This window comes from Roseateles sp. 22389, assembly GCF_052044995.1.
In the GTDB taxonomy this organism is placed as follows: Bacteria; Pseudomonadota; Gammaproteobacteria; order Burkholderiales; family Burkholderiaceae_C; genus Roseateles.
Map to the genome: position 1 here is coordinate 218,453 of NZ_JBQEOF010000009.1, position 19,261 is coordinate 237,713.

Annotated in this window: 20 protein-coding genes; 10 read left to right on the forward strand and 10 right to left on the reverse strand. The window is 64.7% G+C overall.

The window, feature by feature from the left end:
- The first annotated feature begins 10 nt into the window (after window positions 1-10).
- The 5 genes from ACTJKJ_RS14705 (at window position 11) to ACTJKJ_RS14725 (ending at window position 4,138) form a co-directional block, all read left to right on the forward strand.
- Window positions 11-664, forward strand: coding sequence for a hydrolase (locus ACTJKJ_RS14705; RefSeq protein WP_091730426.1), 654 nt, complete (start codon window positions 11-13; stop codon window positions 662-664).
- A gap of 29 nt (window positions 665-693) precedes the next feature.
- Window positions 694-1,032 carry a XapX domain-containing protein gene (locus tag ACTJKJ_RS14710; RefSeq protein ID WP_343602057.1) on the forward strand — a complete coding sequence of 113 codons (339 nt, stop codon included), beginning with the start codon at window positions 694-696 and terminating at the stop codon, window positions 1,030-1,032.
- Complete coding sequence (locus ACTJKJ_RS14715) at window positions 1,025-2,923, forward strand: amidohydrolase (protein WP_440820920.1); 1,899 nt, start codon at window positions 1,025-1,027, stop codon at window positions 2,921-2,923. Before ACTJKJ_RS14710 ends, ACTJKJ_RS14715 begins: the two co-directional genes overlap by 8 nt.
- A gap of 79 nt (window positions 2,924-3,002) precedes the next feature.
- Window positions 3,003-3,455 carry a DoxX family protein gene (locus ACTJKJ_RS14720; RefSeq protein ID WP_440820921.1) on the forward strand — a complete coding sequence of 151 codons (453 nt, stop codon included), beginning with the start codon at window positions 3,003-3,005 and terminating at the stop codon, window positions 3,453-3,455.
- Entirely contained in the window at window positions 3,452-4,138 is a 687-nt protein-coding gene (locus ACTJKJ_RS14725; RefSeq protein ID WP_147241199.1) for a YoaK family protein, read from the forward strand. Before ACTJKJ_RS14720 ends, ACTJKJ_RS14725 begins: the two co-directional genes overlap by 4 nt.
- Before the next feature lie 60 nt (window positions 4,139-4,198).
- Here ACTJKJ_RS14725 and ACTJKJ_RS14730 read toward each other — a convergent pair whose 3' ends face one another.
- A complete protein-coding gene (locus tag ACTJKJ_RS14730; protein WP_440820922.1) occupies window positions 4,199-5,095 on the reverse strand; it encodes a LysR family transcriptional regulator in 897 nt (298 codons plus the stop codon).
- Window positions 5,096-5,213: 118 nt separating this feature from the next.
- Between ACTJKJ_RS14730 and ACTJKJ_RS14735 the strand changes: the two genes are divergently transcribed.
- The 3 genes from ACTJKJ_RS14735 (at window position 5,214) to ACTJKJ_RS14745 (ending at window position 7,893) form a co-directional block, all read left to right on the forward strand.
- Window positions 5,214-6,095: an aldo/keto reductase family oxidoreductase gene (locus tag ACTJKJ_RS14735; RefSeq protein ID WP_440820923.1), complete on the forward strand. Its 882-nt coding sequence runs from the start codon at window positions 5,214-5,216 to the stop codon at window positions 6,093-6,095.
- Window positions 6,096-6,108: 13 nt separating this feature from the next.
- Window positions 6,109-6,744: a VirK family protein gene (locus ACTJKJ_RS14740; RefSeq protein ID WP_440820924.1), complete on the forward strand. Its 636-nt coding sequence runs from the start codon at window positions 6,109-6,111 to the stop codon at window positions 6,742-6,744.
- Window positions 6,745-6,825: 81 nt separating this feature from the next.
- The gene (locus ACTJKJ_RS14745) at window positions 6,826-7,893 is read left to right on the forward strand and encodes a lactonase family protein (protein WP_440820925.1); all 1,068 of its coding nucleotides are present in this window, start codon (window positions 6,826-6,828) and stop codon (window positions 7,891-7,893) included.
- Between the two features lie 309 nt (window positions 7,894-8,202).
- Here ACTJKJ_RS14745 and ACTJKJ_RS14750 read toward each other — a convergent pair whose 3' ends face one another.
- The 4 genes from ACTJKJ_RS14750 to ACTJKJ_RS14765 are packed head-to-tail and all read right to left on the reverse strand — an operon-like array spanning window position 8,203 to window position 13,451.
- Complete coding sequence (locus tag ACTJKJ_RS14750; protein ID WP_440820926.1) at window positions 8,203-8,637, reverse strand: hypothetical protein; 435 nt, start codon at window positions 8,635-8,637, stop codon at window positions 8,203-8,205.
- Window positions 8,634-10,625 carry an integrase gene (locus ACTJKJ_RS14755; protein ID WP_440820927.1) on the reverse strand — a complete coding sequence of 664 codons (1,992 nt, stop codon included), beginning with the start codon at window positions 10,623-10,625 and terminating at the stop codon, window positions 8,634-8,636. The genes ACTJKJ_RS14750 and ACTJKJ_RS14755 overlap by 4 nt, the downstream gene beginning before the upstream one ends.
- Complete coding sequence (locus ACTJKJ_RS14760) at window positions 10,622-12,178, reverse strand: site-specific integrase (protein ID WP_440820928.1); 1,557 nt, start codon at window positions 12,176-12,178, stop codon at window positions 10,622-10,624. The genes ACTJKJ_RS14755 and ACTJKJ_RS14760 overlap by 4 nt, the downstream gene beginning before the upstream one ends.
- Window positions 12,165-13,451, reverse strand: a complete 1,287-nt coding sequence (locus tag ACTJKJ_RS14765; RefSeq protein WP_440820929.1) for a tyrosine-type recombinase/integrase — start codon at window positions 13,449-13,451, stop codon at window positions 12,165-12,167. Before ACTJKJ_RS14765 ends, ACTJKJ_RS14760 begins: the two co-directional genes overlap by 14 nt.
- Before the next feature lie 206 nt (window positions 13,452-13,657).
- Between ACTJKJ_RS14765 and ACTJKJ_RS14770 the strand changes: the two genes are divergently transcribed.
- Window positions 13,658-15,361: an abortive infection family protein gene (locus ACTJKJ_RS14770; protein ID WP_440820930.1), complete on the forward strand. Its 1,704-nt coding sequence runs from the start codon at window positions 13,658-13,660 to the stop codon at window positions 15,359-15,361.
- 226 nt (window positions 15,362-15,587) lie between these two features.
- On the opposite strand, the gene ACTJKJ_RS14775 is transcribed toward ACTJKJ_RS14770, so the two are convergent.
- Window positions 15,588-15,905 carry a helix-turn-helix domain-containing protein gene (locus tag ACTJKJ_RS14775; protein ID WP_440820931.1) on the reverse strand — a complete coding sequence of 106 codons (318 nt, stop codon included), beginning with the start codon at window positions 15,903-15,905 and terminating at the stop codon, window positions 15,588-15,590.
- 87 nt (window positions 15,906-15,992) lie between these two features.
- Entirely contained in the window at window positions 15,993-16,289 is a 297-nt protein-coding gene (locus ACTJKJ_RS14780) for a helix-turn-helix domain-containing protein (protein WP_440820932.1), read from the reverse strand.
- Window positions 16,290-16,477: 188 nt separating this feature from the next.
- Between ACTJKJ_RS14780 and ACTJKJ_RS14785 the strand changes: the two genes are divergently transcribed.
- Window positions 16,478-16,906 carry a hypothetical protein gene (locus ACTJKJ_RS14785; protein WP_440820933.1) on the forward strand — a complete coding sequence of 143 codons (429 nt, stop codon included), beginning with the start codon at window positions 16,478-16,480 and terminating at the stop codon, window positions 16,904-16,906.
- A gap of 239 nt (window positions 16,907-17,145) precedes the next feature.
- Here ACTJKJ_RS14785 and ACTJKJ_RS14790 read toward each other — a convergent pair whose 3' ends face one another.
- From ACTJKJ_RS14790 to ACTJKJ_RS14800, 3 genes are all read right to left on the reverse strand, one after another.
- Entirely contained in the window at window positions 17,146-17,361 is a 216-nt protein-coding gene (locus ACTJKJ_RS14790) for a hypothetical protein (protein ID WP_440820934.1), read from the reverse strand.
- An 89-nt stretch (window positions 17,362-17,450) separates the two neighbouring features.
- Window positions 17,451-17,975, reverse strand: a complete 525-nt coding sequence (locus tag ACTJKJ_RS14795; protein ID WP_440820935.1) for an H-NS family nucleoid-associated regulatory protein — start codon at window positions 17,973-17,975, stop codon at window positions 17,451-17,453.
- A 211-nt stretch (window positions 17,976-18,186) separates the two neighbouring features.
- Window positions 18,187-18,999, reverse strand: a complete 813-nt coding sequence (locus ACTJKJ_RS14800) for a hypothetical protein (protein WP_440820176.1) — start codon at window positions 18,997-18,999, stop codon at window positions 18,187-18,189.
- Between the last annotated feature and the right edge of the window lie 262 nt (window positions 19,000-19,261).

Sequence of the window (19,261 nt, forward strand, 5' to 3'; positions counted from 1 at the left end):
GGAGACCCCCATGAGCAAGCTCGCCAAGGCCGTTCCCGGCGCCAAGTTGCTGAACCCCACCGACCACACGCTGGTCATGATCGACTTCCAGTCGCAGATGGCCTTCGCCACGCACTCGATCGATGCCAACAACCTGCGCACCCACGCTTCGCTGGTGGCGCAGGCGGCCGCCGGCTTCGGCGTGTCCACCATCCTGACCACGGTCGCCGAGAAGAGCTTCTCCGGCCCCATGTTCGACGAGGTCACCGCGCCCTTCCCCGGCAAGAAGATGCTGGACCGCACCTCGATGAACACCTGGGAGGACGTGGCGGTGATCGAGGAGATCAACCGCATCGGCAAGGACCGCATCGTGCTGGCCGGCCTGTGGACCAGCGTCTGCATCGTCGGTCCGGCGCTGTCGGCGATCGACCAGGGCTTCGAGGTCTACGTCATCACCGACGCCTGCGGCGACGTCTCGCTGGAAGCGCACAACCGCGCCGTCGAGCGCATGGTGCAGGCCGGCGCGCAGCCGATCACCTCGCTGCAGTACCTGCTGGAGCTGCAGCGCGACTGGGCCCGCGGCGAGACCTACGACATGACCACCGGCATCGCGAAGAAGGTCGGCGGCGCCTACGGCATCGGCATCAACTACGCCAAGACGATGTTCAACGCCCACGAGGGCTGAACCTCGACGGCAGCGCAAAGGCGGTCCTCATGAATGCATATGTGTTGTCGGCCGCCGTGGGCCTGCTCGTCGGCGTGATCTACGGCCTGCTCAACGTGAGGTCGCCGGCGCCGCCGGTGATCGCGCTGGTGGGCCTGCTGGGCATCCTCGCCGGCGAGCAGATCCCGCCGCTGGTGCGCCAGTGGCTGCAGCGCGATCCGGCGCAGGTCAGCTGGGTCGACCAGAAACTGCGCCCGCACATGTTCGGGCACATGCCCGGATGCGAGAAGACGAAGACCGCGGCGGCCCCCGGCGCGGCACCCGAGGCGGGCACTGTCCGGCGCGCCGGCACGGCCCCGGCGGCGAACGCGGAGTCCCACGATGCCTGACACCTCCTTCTCCCGCAGCGCGGGCATGACGCCCGACCTGGTGCTGTTCAACGGCCGCTTCACGACGCTGGACCGCACGCGGCCGAGCGCCGAGGCGGTGGCCATCCAGGACGGACGTTTCCTCAGCGTCGGCGGCAACCAGGAGATCCTGGCGCTGGCCGGCGCGACGACGCGCCGCATCGACCTGAAAGGCCGCGGCGTGCTGCCGGGCCTGATCGACAACCACCTGCACATCATCCGCGGCGGCCTGAACTTCAACATGGAGCTGCGCTGGGATGGCGTGCGCAGCCTCGCCGACGCGATGGCGATGCTGAAGGCGCAGGTCGACATCACGCCCGCGCCGCAGTGGGTGCGCGTGGTGGGCGGCTTCACCGAGCACCAATTCCATGAGAAGCGGCTGCCGACCATCGACGAGCTCAATGCCGTCGCGCCGGACACGCCGGTCTTCATCCTGCACCTCTACGACCGCGCGCTGCTGAACGGCGCGGCGCTGCGCGCCGTCGGCTACACCCGCGAGACACCCGAGCCGCCCGGTGGCCAGATCCTGCGCGACAGCGCCGGCAACCCCACCGGCCTGCTGCTGGCCAAGCCCAATGCGTCCATCCTGTACGCGACGCTGGCCAAGGGGCCGAAGCTCCCGCCCGAGTACCAGCTCAACAGCACGCGCCACTTCATGCGCGAGCTCAACCGGCTGGGCGTCACCGGCGCCATCGACGCGGGCGGTGGCTTCCAGAACTATCCCGAGGACTACCAGGTCATCCAGCAGCTGTCCGACGCCGGCCAGCTGACGATCCGCCTGGCCTACAACCTGTTCACCCAGAAGGCGGGACAGGAGAAGGAGGACTTCCTCAACTGGGCGAAGTCGGTCCCCTACAAGCAGGGCAACGACTACTTCCGCCACAACGGCGCCGGCGAAATGCTGGTGTTCTCCGCCGCGGATTTCGAGGACTTCCGCCAGCCGCGGCCCGACATGGCGCCGCAGATGGAAGGCGAGCTCGAGGAGGTGGTGCGCATCCTGGTGCAGAACCGCTGGCCGTGGCGCATGCATGCGACCTACGACGAGACCATCTCGCGCGCGCTGGACGTCTTCGAGAAGGTCCATCGCGACACGCCGATCGACGGGCTGAACTGGTTCTTCGATCACGCCGAGACGATCTCGACGCGCTCGATGGACCGGATCGCCGCGCTGGGCGGTGGCGTGGCGGTGCAGCACCGCATGGCCTACCAGGGCGAGTATTTCGTCGAGCGCTACGGCGCGCGCGCCGCCGAGGCGACGCCGCCGGTAGCCGAAATGCTGCGCCGGGGCATGAAGGTCTCGGCCGGCACCGACGCGACGCGGGTGGCCTCGTACAACCCGTGGGTGTCGCTGTCCTGGCTGGTCACCGGCCGTACCGTCGGCGGCCTGCAGATCACGCCGCAGCGCAACTGCCTGGACCGTGAGGCGGCGCTGCGCATGTGGACGGAGAACGTCACCTGGTTCTCGAACGAGCAGGGCAACAAGGGGCAGATCGCGGCGGGCCAGCTCGCCGACCTGATCGTGCCGGACCGCGACTTCTTCGGCTGCCCGGAGTCGGACATCGCCGACACCAGCGCGCTGCTGACCATGGTCGGCGGCAAGGTGGTGTGGGGCGCCGGCGATTTCGCGTCGCTGGACGAATCGGCCCCGCCGCCGGCGATGCCGGACTGGTCGCCGGTGCGGCGCTACGGCGGCTACGGCGCCTGGGGCGCGGAAGGCAAGCCACTGCAGGCGGCGATGCGGCGCACCGCGTGCTGCGACACCGCCTGCGGCGTCCACGGTCATGCGCATGCGAATGCCTGGGCGTCGGAGGTGCCCGCCTCCGACCTGAAGAGCTTCTGGGGCGCGCTGGGATGCGCGTGCTGGGCGGTCTGATGATGGACTTGGAAGCACGAGCCGCCTTGAAGCGGCGCGCCGAAGCCGGGCGCAACCGGCGGCACCAGGAGGCCCCACGATGAGCGAGTACCGATCCACCCGCCTGTTCTCCCCCGCCGCGCCGCGCTGGGTGGAGGCGGTGCTGCAATGGCCCAGCTTCGGGGTGATGCTGCGCCTATGCTTGGCGTCGGCTTACCTCATCGGTGGGATCGACAAGGCGATGGACTTTCCCGGCGCGGTGGCGGAACAGGCCCATTTCGGCCTCCAGCCCGCGGTGCTGTGGGCGGTGCTGGCGATCGCGGTGGAGCTGATCGGCGCGTTGCTGCTGATCCTGAACCGCTGGGTGTGGCTGGCGGCCGGCGCGCTGGGCGTGCTGACGCTGGTGGCGATGCTGGTGGCCAACGACTTCTGGCACCTGAGCGGCCAGGCGCGCTTCATGGCCAAGAACGCCTTCTTCGAGCACCTGGGCCTGATCGCCGGGCTGGCCTGCGCGGCGCGGATCGCGGTGCTGGAAAGGAAGGTGCTGGCATGACGGGCGTGAAGCGCTTGCTGGTGGCCAGTCTGACGCTGGGGTTCATCGGCGGCTATGTGGACACGGTGGGCTTCGTGGCGCTGTTCGGGCTGTTCACGGCGCACGTGACGGGGAACTTCGTGCTGATCGGCGCGGAGCTGAGCCGCGCCAGCGGCGGCAGCGTGCTGCTGAAGCTGCTGGTGTTCCCGACCTTCGTGGTGTCGGTCGCGCTGGCACGGATGGTGGCCTTGCGCTGCGAGCGGACGAAGACGGTGGCGAGCCGGCCCTTGCTGGTGATGCAGGCGGCGCTGCTGGTGGTGGCGCTGATCTGCAGCGTGCCGGCGGGTGCGGCGCTGGCGCCCGACGCGCCGTGGGCGATGGCCACCGGCCTGTTCATCACCGCGGCGATGGGCGTGCAGAACGCGGCGGGCCGCCTGGCCTGGCCGGCGCTGACGCCGACGACGGTGATGACGGGCAATGTGACGCAGGTGGTGATCGACAGCGTGGACCTGCTGCGCGGCGCCGCCGGTCCGGACGTGCGGGAGCGGCTGGGTCGCTTCATCTGGCCGGTGGCGGCCTTCGCGGTGGGCGCGCTGACGGGCGCATTCGCCTATGCGGCGTGGAAGTTCTGGGCGCTGCTACTGCCGCTGGTGATGCTGGCCGGGCTGGTGGTGATGGATGTGAAGGCGGATAAGAAGGGCTGAGCCGGCCGGCGGCCTGTCGTCTATGCCGCGAGCGCCGCGGGCATGCGCCCAGGCCGCCGCTCAGTCTTCGGCGTAACGCATCCGCAAGAAGTCGACGAAGGCCCGCAAGGGCGCGGGCACGTGGCGCCGGCCGGGGTAGTACAGGAACGGCCCGGTGAATGGGCGCCACCAGGGCTGCAGCAATGGCTCCAGCGCGCCGCTGGCCAGATGGGGCTGGAGCCAGTCCTCGAACAGGTGGATGACACCGCTGCCGGCCAGCGCCGCATCGATGGCGAGGTCCACGCCGCCACCGGCCCGCACGACCAACGGTCCGGCCGGATCGACCGTCACGACCTCCGACTTGCGCTGGAACTCCCAGGGCGGCATGGCCCCGCTGGCGAAGCGCACCCGCAGGCAGGCGTGCTGCAGCAGGTCGCGGGGATGCAACGGCCGGCCGCTGCGCGCGAGGTAGCCCGGCGCGGCGGCCGTCGCCATGCGCTGGTGACGCGGGCCGATGGGCAGGGCGATCATGTCCTGCTCCAGGCGTTCCTCGTAGCGGATGCCGGCGTCGCAGCCCGCCGCCACGACGTCGACGAAACCTTCGTCGACGATCACTTCCAGTCGGATGTCCGGATAGGCGGCGAGGAAAGGCGGCACCAGGGCCGGGAGCACCAGGCGCGCCGCGCTGACGGGGACGTTCAGTCGCAGCGTGCCTGCCGGACGGTCACGGAAGCCATTGATCTCGTCGAGCGCCGCTTCCACCTCGCCCAACGCGGGCCCCAGCCGATGAAGCAGTCGCGCGCCCGCTTCGGTGGGCACGACGCTACGCGTGCTGCGGTGGAGCAGCCGAACCCCCAGGCGGGCTTCCAGCCTGCGCAGGGCCTCGCTGAGGCTGGACGCGCTGACGCCCTCGCCGCGCGCCGCCTGCCGGAAGCCTCCGGCGCGCGCCACCGCCACGAAAACCGCCAGATCGGCCATGTGATCCGCCATCGCACCCGCCACTGTTCTGTTTTCCGCACGACCCGTGCGGATTGGAGCCACTTATCGTACGCCGCGGCGCTGCCTAGAGTGAGCCACCTTCGAAAGGAAATTGCTCATGAACTCACTCGACAAGGCCGGCACCTTCCGCATCGGCAACCGCAACGTGAAGCGCCTCGGGTACGGCGCGATGCAGCTCGCCGGACCCGGCGTCTTCGGCCCTCCCAAGGACCGGGCCGCCGCCGTGGCGGTGCTGCGGGCGGCCGTGGAGCACGGTCTCGATCACATCGACACCGCTGACTTCTATGGCCCGCACATCACCAACCAGATCATTCGCGAGGCGCTGCACCCCTATCGCCAGGATCTGCTCATCGCCACCAAGGTGGGCGCCAAGCGGGGGTCCGATGGGTCGTGGCTGCCCGCCCTGTCCGCCGACGAGCTGACGAGGGCGGTGCACGACAACCTGCGCCACCTCGGTCTGGAGTCGCTGGAGCTCGTCAACCTGCGCAGCATGCTGGACGTCCACGGGCCGGCCGAGGGCTCGCTGGAGGAGCCACTTACCGCCTTGGCCGAACTGCAACGACAGGGCCTGATCCAGCACATCGGGCTGAGCAACGTGACCGCGCGGCAGGTCGAGGATGCGCGTCGCCTCTGCGCCATCGTCTGCGTGCAGAACCATTACAACCTCGTCCATCGGAACGACGACGCGCTGGTGCGGCAGCTGGCCGGGGACGGCATCGCCTATGTCCCGTTCTTTCCGCTCGGTGGCTTCACGCCCTTGCAGTCGAGCGCCTTGTCGGAGGTCGCCAGCCAGCTCGGCGCCACGCCGATGCAGGTGGCACTGGCCTGGCTGCTGCAGCGCTCGCCCAACCTGGTGCTGATTCCGGGCACCTCATCGGTTCAGCATCTGCGGGAGAACCTCGCGGCCGCTGAACTGCGGTTGCCCGAGGAAGCGGTGGGGCGTCTGGATCGGATGGCTGAGATCGCTCCACACGCATGACCGGACGCCGGTGATGCGGGGGCCCCTCTCTGCGATCGCCGAGGATCCCGTAGAGACTTCCATCGAGACAATTTCAGTCGTTTACGGGCTTCAACCGCTGATTGCAAACTCGGCCGCGAACTCGGCGCTGGCCGCTCTCCGGCCAGGCAAGACATGGCACGCTGACGTTCTCTTCAACGCCATAGCCATTGCCATGACCTCCGTGTTCCCCAAGAAATCGCTCGTCCTGCTGCCCCTGCTGCTGGGCGCCGCGCTCAGCCACGCCGAGCCGACGACCACGCTGAACCAACCCGCGGCGCTCCTGGAGGCGCTCGACGCGGGCCAGAAGGTCTCCGTCACCATCGACCTGAGCCGCTGCCAGCCCCAGGCCGGCGGCCGGCCGTCGCAGACCAAGGGCGGCCTGTTGGCCATCGATGCCTATCGCGTCCTGCCCGACGGGACCATCTCCTTCGCCGACACGCATTTCACGGCGTCCGACAGCGCCGCGCCGCTGTTCCAGACGCTGCGCTATCAGGTCAAGGTCGATGGCAGCGTGAACTTCCGTCAGGTGCTCTTCAACCTGCCGGACTACGCCCTCGTGAGCCAGTCGAGCTTCAACTGCACCATCGGCAATGGCGTGGAGTTCCGGACCGCACGTCGCGGCTGGTGACACTCCGCGCCGGCAGAATGCGGGCGCACCAGCATTCATGACAGGCCCGGAGCAGAGTCGATGCGCAAGCTCAGAAGTGGAATGATCAAGATCGCCAGCGCCGCCGCCATGGCGATCGCCGCCGCCGTCCCGGTCTCGGCGAAGACCTACGTGTATGTCTCCGCGGCGCAGGACGGCGTCATCGACGCGTTCGAGATGGACGCCGCCGGCGCGCTCACGCCGCTGGGCAAGACGGCGGCTGGCAAGCTCGTGATGCCGATGGCTGTGGATCCCGCCAGACGGCATCTGTACGCGGTCGTGCGCTCCGAGCCATTCCGCGTGCTGAGCTACGACATCGATGCCGCGAGCGGCGCCTTGCGCCAGAAGGCCGACGCGCCACTCCCGGACAGCATGGCCTACGCGTCCACCGACCGGACCGGACGCTTCCTGTTCACGGCCTCCTATGACGGAAGCCGGATCGCGATCAGCGCGATCAAGGACGGCCTGGTCGAGCAGGGCGCCATCCAGGTCCTGCCCACCGGCGAGAAGGCACACAGCATCCGGATCGACGCCGGCAATCGCTTCCTGTACGTCACCAACCTCGGCAGCGACCAGCTCCTGCAGTTCGGATTCGACGCCGCCAGCGGCAAGCTGACGCCGCTCGATCCGCCGCTCGTCAAGACGAAGCCGGGCAACGGCCCGCGGCACATCGAGTTCTCCCCCGACGGTCGATTCGTCTACGTGATCAGCGAGCTGAGCGGCAACGTCATCCAGTTCGGAAGGGATCGCGATCGGGGGACGCTCACCGAGCTCTCGACCACGCTCACGGTGCCGGCGAGCGACGAGCAGCGACGCATCTGGTCCTCCGACATCGCCATCACGCCGGATGGCCGGTTCATGTACACGTCCGAACGGACGAGCAGCACGATCTCGTTGCTGACGCTTGCCGCGGCGTCCGGCAAACCGAGCCTGGTGGACGCCTATCCGACGGAAACGCAGCCGCGTGGCATCCGCATCGATCCGACCGGGAAGTTCCTGCTCGTGGCCGGAGAGAAATCGGAGCGGCTGTCGGTGTACCGCATCGATCCGGACAAGGGCGCGCTCCGGCTGATCGGCCGGCAACCGGTGGGACGCGCCGCGAACTGGATCGAGATCGTGGACCTGCCCTGAGCGGCGGCCATTTCGGCTGAAGGTGGGCGTCCGGCTCGAAAAGGAAAAAAGCCCGCGGCGTGAACGCCAACGGGCTTCCTTCATCTTGATCATCCGACCCCGGCACAGCCGGGATCGCTATCGATCAAAATGGTTCTAAGCACAAGGAACTGTTGATACGCCGTTTTGCCCGATGTCTACCGTCGCCGCCGGGCTATCGCCGGTTGCAAATGTGGGTTTGGCAGTCAGAAGCCACCATCTCCGTCCGAAGTAGGCCTCGATGGCTGAAGTGTGGGTAGGGCCGGAGGGCCGATCTACCCAGCAAGAGCGTCAGCCGGTCTTTCTGGACCGCTCTCGGTTGGGCAGGGCTAGGGGTGCATTGAGCTTAGCGATCGTGACGCCATGCCGTTCGGCGTTCACTGCCCATGTCTGGAACTGCTCCAGAAGCAACTCGTTCTCACGCTCCAGCCGGTCCGCCTTCTCCTTGAAGCGCTCCGCCTGGTCCAGCGCGGCCAGGATCTGCCCGTCCCGCGCCGTTCGAGCCCCTCTGACCAGCGTGCCGCTGAGCTTCTTCTTCTTGACCGCAAAGGCGTCGGCGATTCGGGGGTATTCGGCGAACGTGAACCGCGAGTACTCGAAGCCGGTGAGCCGGAGCACCTCCGCGATCAGCAGGTCCCATGTGAGCTTCCCTGTCCAACCGTCCAGCACGTCCACCACCACGGCGATGGTGGCCTCCGTCAGATCGGGCGCGCGCTGCTTCCTCATCGCGGCAGGAACTTGATGGGGTGAACGCCGTCGCGAATGCGAACCTGCGGCGGGGAACCCTTGGCTAGGCGAATGCGAGCGCCAACGGGGACCGCGGGGTCCTCAAGGGCCGACAGAAGCTCCTCAATGCGGCCCAGCGTCTTGACATAGTGCGTGACCCACTTGTCTGCGCCGTACTCCTCGTCGGTCAGGGCCGCCCTAGCGCGCGCAAGGGCCTGCTCAGCCTCAGAACGCGATCTGCGCAGGTTCTCCTCCTTGTGCTGTTCGCCCTTCACGCACTCCTGCTCGTCGCAGTTCACGCAGTCGCGATGCATTTGGCAAGGCTCTGCCGCGAAGTCGAGCATGCAGTATCCGAACTCAGTCGTATGGGAGGCCGCCTTGCCCAGCGCCAGCAGTTCCGACCGGGTATACAGCTGTCGGCCAGTCGAGGCGACCAGCTCAGCGCGATACCCCCGTGCGGTGGCCTTGATGATCGGCGCCAAGACCTGGTCAGAGGTCAGGTGGTCGTACGCCCGGTTCTGGCGCACGTCCTTGCGGCCCGAGAAGATGGCGATTTCGGTGTCAGACAGCCCGCCCAACTGGGCCAAGGTGTTCAAGTAGTGCCTGAACGCGTGGCTGGTGACGCGAATTGGCGACCCGTCATCCTCCGTGTAGCCGTAACGATCGAAGATCGAGGACCGATCTGCCTGTGCGCCCATCCGGTTGTACAAGTCATCTTGGCTGACCGTCTGGAACATGCAGGTGTAGGTTGACTTGCCAGCATGGAGTTCCGTCATCATGCAAAGCGCGAGCGATGCGCGGCACTCGAGGCCAGGGGCACCAGGCACCTCTGGAAACGTCTCCGGGAGCAGGCTGAGAACCGCAGCCTCAACGTCGGCAAACCGGTACAGGAACTTCTTCCGGACCGTGCGGGCAGGGCCCAAACCATGGCCCTTGATCCACTGGTTCGCGCTGTCTCTGCTGGCTGACGGCCCCCAAAGGATCAGACCGACGTCCTCGGCAGAGAGTAGCTCCACGCCTCTCAGGTGCTCTGCATCCTCGTTTAGGTACAGACGCCGTGGATTCTTTGTGTACCAGTCAGCGAGCGCCCGGGCCGGCGCGGAAGTCTTTTCCAGACGAGCGATCACCTCCCTGGCGAGGGGGGCCATGTGGGATGGCAGCCACTTGATGGTGTCATCGGCGAGCTTGGAGCCCGGCCACCGAATGCCGAGCTTGCCTTGGTAACGGCCCTCCCCATCAACCAGGCAGCGAACTTCGAGACGCATGACCTCGTTGACACGTTCTGGTGCACACAGCATCAGGGCGCAGTAGGAGGAGACGAGGGTGTCGGCGACGCCTTGAGCCTCGTTGAAGATCCCCGCGATCGCTCGAATGACGGCGGCCGACGGCAGTTTTTTCTGGCGCGCGGCCAGAGCCTCTTCCGAGATGCGGGAGTTGGTTTCCGCAGGCTTCGTGAGCCCATGCTCCCAGCGGCCGCGGAGCTTGACGATGCCGAGCTCTTGCATGGTCTCGGCGAACAGCTCCAATTGACCGGCCGCTCGGTATGCAACGCTGGCGGAGACGGATTCCTCCGCGATCTGCACGGCGGCATCGAGCACCAGCGCGTCGGTGCCGGAGGGTCGGGCATTCCTACCGTGACGCCGCAGCGCTGCTTCCAGGTACCGAAGCGCAGACAACCGCACCTGCTGAGAGACGACAGGCCGCCGATCCTGCAGGTAGGTCAGGATTGCCTTGGCGAAGGACAAGAAGGGCTCAGGCAGGGCCGGCGTGGGGCTTGGCTTCGCCTTGCGGGCGGCCTCATGGGTGCTGAAGACGATGCGCGTTTTGTTGCCTTTGCCCTTCCGGTAGGCACCCTCCCAGACGTTTTGGTCGAACTGATCCGACGCCCCCAGGATGGCAGACTTGCGGCACATCTCAACGAACGACAGCATGTTGTCGTGGGCCGAGAGCTCGGCACGAGGCGTGAAGTGGAGAACTGACGCGGTCATGCGGTCACACCGCCTTGGCGCTGCTGACGGGCCTGCTCGCATTCGGCGATGACCTCCATGACGGCAGTGATGGCGTCGTCGTTCACACCGGCCATCCGCTCGTCGGCGCAACGGTCCCGTTCCGCCAGAAGGCGATCTAGCGATTCCTCATGGGGTCCGTCTACCCAGGGCTCGAACCGGAAGCAGGTGTAGCAGGCCACGGGCTTGGTCAACCCGCAACTGGACCCCTTGCCGCAGCTCCCCAGTGGATTGGCTGAACTGCGGAAGTCGATGATCCGCGACCCTGGCGCCCCTTTCTGCGACGCCTGGTGTTCCCCGTCGATGGTCCGGCCGCAGAAGGCCTGGGCGATGGGAGCAAGGCCGGCCGCCATGGCGCGGTCGATGTTCTCCACGATCGCTGGCGACGCCTCGAAGTACACATCGACGTTCTGCAGGTCCGCATGGCCCAGTCGGTCGGCAATGACCGCCTTGCTGCAGCCTTCTTCGGCCATTCGTGTGCCGAAGGTGTACCGGAACCGACGGGGGTTCATCGAGATTGGCGCGAAGCCCGTACGGTCCGATGTCGGCGCAGAGTGCCGTACGCGAGCCACGAAGTAGTAGGACAAGCTACGCCCTGTAGGATGGTCGAAGTACAGATCGTCGACAGGTCTCTGCCTGTCTTCCTGCCGGTCAAGTCGAAGCATGCTCAGCGGGAACAGAGCCGAGTTCGGCGTGCAGCCAAGATCCTCGACTAGCGCTTTGACGTGATCGGCCAGCAACGCCGCTGCTCGGTCCGAGAGGTCGAACTCCAGGAATTTCTCGCGGGCGTGCTCCTGACCATTCTTGATCTGCGGAAGTGCAATCCTGGCAGGAACCACCTTCTCAGCGGATAAGTCGGCCGGCGTGAAGTCGATGATCTTCAGGGACGCCAGCTGAGAAGGGCGACCTCCGCAGGCCGCAAGCAGCCGAACCATCACGTTGACCCAGAGAGGAATATCGCCCGATTCATAGGCGGTGGTCACCCCCCGGAAGATTGCCTGGAACTCGCTGTCGGTGAACGGACCGGCCTCGGGGTCGCGAGTTCGTACGGCCGCTCCCTTGGTATTCCCGGGCTTGCGCCGGCCGCGCAAGTAATCAGCGCAAGTCTGGTCGATGCCCGGCAGGCCCAGCGACTTCCACTTCTGAAGCAGGGGGTTCAGGGCTGACACCCGCCAGGCCGCTTGGCTTCCAAGCGATGCGGCATACGTGCCGATCTCGGCGGAAGTAATGGCCGCAGCGACCGAGGGCAAGGTCGGGGTTGCTCGAGCAAAGTGTAAGAACGCCCAGAACAAGTTCGTGACATAGACCGGCGAGTAGCCCTTAGCGAACACCACCAGGCAGAACTTCAAAGGCTGTACGAACTGCTCAAAGTTGGCAGGCACGGCGCCGAAGTCGAGCAGCATGCGAAATGGTCCGTCGACCCAGTCCCAAACCGGTATTCGAGGGTCATAGCTCAACCCGCTTTTCGTGTGCGCCTCGTTGGGGAGTTCCAACAGTGCCGGCTCGTGCTGGCTCTTGTGGTCAGGACTGGCCATCTAGACGCTTCTCCAACTTTTCTTGGATGCTCAGCGCCACGGCCCGGCCCTTGCGTTCGGTATGGCGCCCCGTATAGGTCGCCGGCATTTGCGATCCGGCAACCCAGCCCTGGAGTTCGGCTCGTGCCCGCTCCTCCTCAACAGGTGCCATGCCGGTCTCGTCTGCATACTCGGAAAATCGATCGTTCCAGGTATGGCGCAGCACGTGCGCCGTGAGGTCACGCGGCAGCTCGGGACAAGCCCGCCGGATGGCCACGAAGATCTGGTTAGCGCTGGATAGCGAGAGCGCGTCACCTTCATCGGACGTGAAGATCTGGGGGATGCGCCGGGCTGCCTTGATGCTGTGCCGTTCGTGGCGGATGAAATCCTCCAGGGCGCGGCAGATGTTGCGGCCGAGCGGGACCTCCCGATCAGCTGTCTTCGTGCATGGCTGGTACCTGCGGGAGTCCTCTGGGTCATCGGCCCGGCGCAGAATCTGCAGCTTCGCGTTGTGCGCCAGCAGATCTTGAACCTTCAGGCCGAGCATTTCCCCTTTACGCATTCCGCCGGCAAGCAGCGTGATCACAATCATCCGGTTCCTTATGCGGACGAAGGGGGACTTCCACGGGTTCTTGGGCGAGTTGGGGTCGATCACATTCAGCAGCAAGGCTTCCTGCTCCCTGGTGAGCCCCTTGCGCGCTCCAACCTTGGACCGGCCACTGACCCGTGGCACCTGCGCCTGAAGGACGGCCAGGCCTTGCTGGGTTTCAGCGTCGAGGATCGCAGCCTGCTCCTCGGGCAGGCAGGCTCGCGCGTAGTCTGAAACGAACTTGAGGTAGGCCCGAGCGGTCCGAAGGCGAAAGGCATGCGAGCTGCCGCTGACTGGCGTACGAGGCTTGGCTTTCACCGTCGCGCGCAACCGAAGCTTCTCCATGTTCACAACGCGCTTGGCCTTGGCTTCGTCAACTTCGTCCAGTTGTCGCTTCTTGTACTGTGCCGCCTCCGCGAACGCATTCAGATCGGGCAGCGACAGGAAGTGGCCGGCGCTGAGCCTTTCCCAAATGTCCACCTCCCGCCGCAGCATGTGGTTGTGAAGGCCGGCCAGGACATCGCAGACATCGTGGATGGTGTTCGCAGCCAGGCCACGCGTCCGATATCGATTCAGGAACAAGACGGCGATGTGCACCGGCATTCCAGCACGCAGAAGTACGGACAAGCGCTCGCCATTGCGGAAGCGGATGCGCTTGGCTACGTACTTTTCAGTCTTCGAAGAAGGCGGCGAGGTAGTTCCCATGAGTTGGATGCGTGGTCAGCAAATGGGTATGACGGTATTGGTTTAATACATCAGACGTACCGATGCATGTGATATAAGTCATTGATTTAATTCACTTTTATACCGGATTGAGCGGCAAAAGATTAGGCCTGTGTGGCTCACGCGAGGACCCCGTGTCGGACAACCTCGCGTGCGCTTTAGCACCGGAATCAGTTCGACTAGGCCTCATGAACCTCTCCGCTGAGCACGGCCACCTTTCCAGGCATTCGACGCCGTGGCAACTTGAACCAGCCTTCGCCCTGCAACTGGCGCAGCGCGGCCGTTCCGGCCGCCAACACCAAGCATTCGTCGCGGTAGCTGCCATCGGGGGGGCGGCGAAAGTGCGGCCGGGTATAAGAACCGGGCGAAGCACATACAGCAAAGAGGGAGAAGACATGGACTCGCTTGAGCAAACCCTGGCCACAGTGCACGACCTGCTGCGCGCCGAGCGTCTCGATGAAGCAGCCGCCCTTCTGCGCCGTTGCCCGGCAAGCGCGGAGCAAGTCGGGTACGACAACTGGAACGGAGGCACGGACATCTACGAGATGCGTCTAGAACTGCCGCCTTCTGAGTTCGCGCGTCTGGGAACGCGCCGCAGCCAATTGGAAGAACAGATCGCCGCGGGGCTGAAGACCGTCCTCGAGCCGGAGACACAGGACTGGTATTCAGTCCGCTTCGTGCCTGCGAAAGCGACCCGGTCCGATTGGCGCAGCGATGCGCAAACCGATGCACCTCAAAAGGACATCGCGTTGCCGCGCCAGGTCCGACAGAACATCGTCGACGGTCTCAAGCTAGAGAAAGTCGTGTGGTTCGGCACTCTTGACGACGTCGAAATCCTCAGTCGGTTGTATGACCTGAAGGGCATGCCCTCCAAGGACTCCCGATACAAGGATGCTGCCGGAGACATCTGGCAGCATCGCTTCAACAACGACGACTGGGAGAACGACTGGGTCTACTCCGACGATCGCTTCACACTGCTCGATGGCTCAGCCGAGGCCTTCCTGCGTTTCCTGTGCGAGATCGTGCACCCGGTGGTTCGACCGAGTCGTGATGAGGCCATCAAGCTCGTGAGCCACTTCAACGACCAACTGCGCCAGACTGGCTGGGAGATCTTCGAAGAAGAGTTCATCGCAGGCCGCCCGCGCTTTTCATACCGCCGGCTGCGAGATCAGACGGCCCGAGCGGTGATGCGTGCAAGAACGGTTGCTGATGCGCTGGATGCCGGGTGGATGGCCAAAGAGATCGAGCGCCTGGAGCAGGCCGTCGAACGAGATCCAGCCCTCGCGATCGGGACTGCCAAGGAGCTGGTCGAGTCCTGCTGCAAGTCGCTGCTGGGCAAGCGCAGTGTGCCGTTCACGAAGTCGGAAGACTTGGGGGAGCTCACCAAGAAGGTGACCAAGGAGCTGCACCTGGTCCCTGAGGGCATCACAGACGAGACCAAGGGGGCCGACAACATCCGACTGATCCTTCGCAACCTGACCCAGCTGACCAACAACCTGGCGCAGCTCCGCGGCCTGTACGGCACCGGGCATGGTCGTGACGGGCAGCACCGCGGACTGCAGCCTCGACATGCACGGCTGGCGGTAGCGTCCGCCGTCGCCTTCATCGACTTTGTTGCGGAGACTACGCTCAGCGCGAATCCGTTCGCCAGGCCGAGTCGAACGGCAAACCGATCTGATCAGCGTCACACGCTCGCCGAGGCTGCCCTGCCCTATGGACTCCAGCACGCCAAAGCTAGGGCGAGGACCTACCGGCCGCAGGCGGTCTCCCATCCCACGGGAGAACCGACCTCGGAAATCTGCACCCGGGGACGGCCGCAAACGCGGTCTATAGCGTTGGCTTCCAGCGATGAGGAAGGCCTGTCTGAGTCAGTAAGTAGTGGACGACCGTGACCATGGCCGAAAAGGACTTCGGCTGTGGGAAGGTGACGCCAGCCTTCTTGTAGCCGGCCGGCGCCACGCCGAGCTAACGTTGATCTGCTAGCCACGTTGGGCCGCTAGGTTACGGAGTGCCACCTGCTGTCGAGCAACAGCTCCCGACCGGAATGAATCAACCACCTCGGCAAGCCGTGCATGGTCGGGACGCTTCAGAGGCCGCTCGACAAAATCAGATCGGTCACTACAGCCTTCTGAACTTCGCCTCATGGTTCCGACGAAACCTTTTCTCAACCGGAGCGACCAAATCAGAGGATTCACAGTCCAGGCCTTTTGCAACCTTGAGCAGTACCAGCAGGGTAGGCTGACTAAGACCGCGCTCAAGTCTGCTTAGGTAAGAACGCTCCATGCCAGTAGTCAGCGCCAAGAGCTCCTGCGACATGCCCGTCGCAATCCGTCGCGCCTTTAACGCGGTACCGAAAGCCTTCGCAACTTCCTCATCGAAGCTAGTGGCGCCCTTGGGGCGACCTGGACGGGGGGCGGCCTTCGGACGGGTTGACATCCACCCGAGGGTCGGGCAAATGTATTATTTATGCCACGTTATATATAACTCAGTTCGACAGACGCGTCGCGTCAGCCTTGTGGGCCATCAACGAGATCTTGGGCGCTCCCTCCTGAGTACCCTGAGTTCGGATGTCCCATGTTCTTCTAGCTCCGCGTGCAGGTCTGCGACGAACGCTATGAAGTCAATTTGCATTGCCATGAGCCAATCGCGCAGTTCAATGACATCGAGACGACGCTCCCCGCGCTCGACCTTGCTCACCAAACCCTGATGCCGCCCCAGCCGGATGGCCAGATCGGCTTGTCGAAGGCGGAGCGATGTGCGCTGGCGCCGCAGCTTGTTCAAGAAAATTTCGTTGTGGCGCGTGTTCAGGATCTTTGCCATCTTGACCTTCCGGTCGGGGACCCTAGCCGATGACTCCTCGTATTCGGTAAACGGATATTTTTCCGGACCTGGGGCTCGCCTTTCGGCTCACACTTGCCCCAGCGGGAGTGCGGAGTGAACATGCTGCTTGTGTTTATATAACACAGCGCAAGAAGAGCTCAACGTCGATGCTGCTGTGAAGATCAGCCATGTTCGTATCACACACCGGTCATCAATTCCACGTTCCGCCGGTGCTCACCGATGACAAATCTCAGCACTGGCGCCTGATGGAGGTGGCCTTGCGCTGCCCATGGTTTGTTCTCACCGTTGTCGAGCACCATCAGGCTGCAGAACTGTCACTGTTGCGCACTTGGTGCGTCGCGTGGGCGCACGACTTGATGCAGGTCCTGGAAGACCGGCAAAACGTCCAAGTACGCGCTCTTGCGTGCATGCGGCCAGTTAACGACTCGTCGCCTCGCGCTTGGAGCGCAACGGATGTGTACGAGGTTTGGCTCCTCACCAACGACGATGGAACGTTCATCACCTTCCACGACGGCTCAGGGATGGAGATCTACAAAGAGCCGGCCCAGCTGAAGTCGCCCCTGGGAACCACACGACTACTGGTTCTGCAGCTGTGAGGCACTCCGGCCAGTTGGTTCAGGGGTGAAGTGGGGGCCTTCCCAACATGATGGCCAGGCCCTCAGATAAGCGGAACTCCGACACATGCAGAGAAGTGGGGCTGCCACGCACTAGCCCCACCCGTGCCCAGTAGAGATATTGATCTGACGCAAGCACCCATCGGTGCGCAGCAAAATCTCTCTCGCTCCATGCCCAGCGCCCCGGGAACAACCAGTGCGCAGCGATTCCGCGGCCTGCCTCAATCGCGTTCTACGATGTCGCCGCTTCGAAGCCATATCAGGATGGCTTCGTTGATCGTGTCCGACATCAACCGTCGATCTCCGGTCACCCAATATATGTCGTGCCCGTCGAACTCAAGATGACCGAGCCCAGGTTCGATGATCTGTTCGTTCTGTTCACGCCCGTTAAAGAAGCCAAGGCTGATGGTCTTGTGAATATCAAACCGTCTAAGCATAGGTCGCTTCCGCACTCAGGCTGAATGATTGACGCGCCCAACCGGGGAGATCGCGCGCCGCTCTCGAAATGAGGAAGGGCTCAAGTCCCTCAGGATCTTGCAAGGAGCAGATCTTCTGGCGTCTTGCCGGCCGCCAGTGCTTCGTTGAACCACTTCGGACGCTTGCCCACCCCCGTCCATGTCCGGCCATCGGCGCTGGCGTACTTTGCGACACCAGCGGAGCGAGCAGTCTTGGCCCGCTTGCCGGGCTTGCGAGATGTCGAGGCGGCTTGGGGGCCAGACTTTGCGACCAGCAGTTCTTCCGCCGCTCGCCCGTTCGCCAGCGCCTCGACGAACCAGGCCGGACGCTTGCCGACACCGCTCCACGTGCGCCCGTCGTCGCTCTGGTACTTCGGCACGCCGCGGCCGCGCTTTGCCACTGTGCTCGAGGAAGTAGCAGAACCCTTCGCCTTGCGCCCAGCGCGCCCGAACAGCTGCTCGGGCGTCAGGTTGTAGTGGGCGATCGCCTCTTGGATGCGCGCCACGACTCCCGACACCTCCTTGGCTCGAAGCGAGTCCGCTTCCTTCTGCAGTTTGTCGATCTGGCTCAAAACATGTTGCAGGGACTTCGGCATGACTCTCTCCTTTTGGATCTATGGTCGTCGCTCGTGGCGACGCGGCGCCATTTAACCAGACCCCAAGGAGGCGTTAGGCCTTCTTCCATGTTCGGTGACAGCGGGGCGGCTCTGACGTTGCGTCAACAGGTCGCAACGCCTGGCCCCCTGCACACCGGGCAGCAGAGGGTCCAGACGACCAACAGCCGCATGGTCGAAGTTGGCCGGGGGATCAGCGACGCATGCCCGCCCGGAGTTCTCCGAGCCAGCGAACGTAGTCGGTGGGCTCGTTCAGGGATGTCACCGTCAGTCCGCTCCCGTCGACCCTGATGGCCATAGCGAGGTCGCCGAGCTGCACGGTTGGCGAGAACGCGTCGAAGCTCGAGACCTTCTTCGCTTCCACCGCACCGTTGACCATTACTGCAACTTCGAAGCTAGCCGAGGCACCGGCCAAGCCCAGGAAGGTCACGGCAACCGCCTGGGTGCGCGGCTTGGTCAGACCAGCATCCGCTGTTTGGCTGATCAAGGGCTCCTGCTGGTAGACCGTCGGCATGCCAACGGCCACCAGCTTGTCATCCAGGCGATCCGAGCAGAGGAACCCTGCGTCGTCGACCAAGGTCAGGAAACCGCTATAGCCGCTGCCCACGCCGACCACGTCATAACGTCGTCCGCTGTTGCTCGTGAAGGTACCGAGCACGGGTAATGGCATCTCGGGCGTGATCTTCACATCCGGTGTCATGGGGCTCGAATCGATGACCTCGATCTGCTTCTTGGCCCGATAGACCTTCTTGCTTTCAGCCAAGCTGGCGTAGAAGACGACCTCGCCGGGAGCCAGAACCTTGCCGATGGACAGGCGCCTGTTGGCGACGTTCAGACTGGTACTGCCGCGCACCAGGGTGCCCATGGCAGTCAACGACTCGGCGCGGCTGGCGCCGCACTTCTTCTGCGCCACGTTGCCTTCGGTGGGGGTGAGCCCGGCCAGAGCCGGAGAGGTCATCGCCAAGCTGGCGAGGATCGAGATGAGTGACCTGGATGCGAGAGACATGGCTTCCCTGAGATTGACGTTGTCGAGCAGCCCCGGGGACCGGGGCTCCACTTGCTCCGTACGGCCGTGAAAACGGCCGCGATGTCACGTCCCGCCAGCGAGCGAGGAACGCTCACTTTGCTGTCAGTTGACACGTGTCTTCAGTTTACGATCCATGAAAACTGCGTCGCGCAATGCGACCCAGCAGGAATCCGGAATTAATCGACGCCATGGCCGTGGAAATCAAGGCCAGACGGATTGAGCTCGGCTACTCGCAGGAAGA

What these genes read in the sequence shown, in the direction of transcription:
- ACTJKJ_RS14705 (WP_091730426.1), top strand. Translation starts at nt 11, where the DNA reads ATGAGCAAGCTCGCCAAGGCCGTTCCCGGCGCCAAGTTGCTGAACCCC.
- ACTJKJ_RS14710 (WP_343602057.1), top strand. Translation starts at nt 694, where the DNA reads ATGAATGCATATGTGTTGTCGGCCGCCGTGGGCCTGCTCGTCGGCGTG.
- ACTJKJ_RS14715 (WP_440820920.1), top strand. Translation starts at nt 1,025, where the DNA reads ATGCCTGACACCTCCTTCTCCCGCAGCGCGGGCATGACGCCCGACCTG.
- ACTJKJ_RS14720 (WP_440820921.1), top strand. Translation starts at nt 3,003, where the DNA reads ATGAGCGAGTACCGATCCACCCGCCTGTTCTCCCCCGCCGCGCCGCGC.
- ACTJKJ_RS14725 (WP_147241199.1), top strand. Translation starts at nt 3,452, where the DNA reads ATGACGGGCGTGAAGCGCTTGCTGGTGGCCAGTCTGACGCTGGGGTTC.
- ACTJKJ_RS14730 (WP_440820922.1), bottom strand. Translation starts at nt 5,095, where the DNA reads ATGGCCGATCTGGCGGTTTTCGTGGCGGTGGCGCGCGCCGGAGGCTTC.
- ACTJKJ_RS14735 (WP_440820923.1), top strand. Translation starts at nt 5,214, where the DNA reads ATGAACTCACTCGACAAGGCCGGCACCTTCCGCATCGGCAACCGCAAC.
- ACTJKJ_RS14740 (WP_440820924.1), top strand. Translation starts at nt 6,109, where the DNA reads ATGCGGGGGCCCCTCTCTGCGATCGCCGAGGATCCCGTAGAGACTTCC.
- ACTJKJ_RS14745 (WP_440820925.1), top strand. Translation starts at nt 6,826, where the DNA reads ATGATCAAGATCGCCAGCGCCGCCGCCATGGCGATCGCCGCCGCCGTC.
- ACTJKJ_RS14750 (WP_440820926.1), bottom strand. Translation starts at nt 8,637, where the DNA reads ATGAGGAAGCAGCGCGCGCCCGATCTGACGGAGGCCACCATCGCCGTG.
- ACTJKJ_RS14755 (WP_440820927.1), bottom strand. Translation starts at nt 10,625, where the DNA reads ATGACCGCGTCAGTTCTCCACTTCACGCCTCGTGCCGAGCTCTCGGCC.
- ACTJKJ_RS14760 (WP_440820928.1), bottom strand. Translation starts at nt 12,178, where the DNA reads ATGGCCAGTCCTGACCACAAGAGCCAGCACGAGCCGGCACTGTTGGAA.
- ACTJKJ_RS14765 (WP_440820929.1), bottom strand. Translation starts at nt 13,451, where the DNA reads ATGGGAACTACCTCGCCGCCTTCTTCGAAGACTGAAAAGTACGTAGCC.
- ACTJKJ_RS14770 (WP_440820930.1), top strand. Translation starts at nt 13,658, where the DNA reads ATGAACCTCTCCGCTGAGCACGGCCACCTTTCCAGGCATTCGACGCCG.
- ACTJKJ_RS14775 (WP_440820931.1), bottom strand. Translation starts at nt 15,905, where the DNA reads ATGTCAACCCGTCCGAAGGCCGCCCCCCGTCCAGGTCGCCCCAAGGGC.
- ACTJKJ_RS14780 (WP_440820932.1), bottom strand. Translation starts at nt 16,289, where the DNA reads ATGGCAAAGATCCTGAACACGCGCCACAACGAAATTTTCTTGAACAAG.
- ACTJKJ_RS14785 (WP_440820933.1), top strand. Translation starts at nt 16,478, where the DNA reads ATGTTCGTATCACACACCGGTCATCAATTCCACGTTCCGCCGGTGCTC.
- ACTJKJ_RS14790 (WP_440820934.1), bottom strand. Translation starts at nt 17,361, where the DNA reads ATGCTTAGACGGTTTGATATTCACAAGACCATCAGCCTTGGCTTCTTT.
- ACTJKJ_RS14795 (WP_440820935.1), bottom strand. Translation starts at nt 17,975, where the DNA reads ATGCCGAAGTCCCTGCAACATGTTTTGAGCCAGATCGACAAACTGCAG.
- ACTJKJ_RS14800 (WP_440820176.1), bottom strand. Translation starts at nt 18,999, where the DNA reads ATGTCTCTCGCATCCAGGTCACTCATCTCGATCCTCGCCAGCTTGGCG.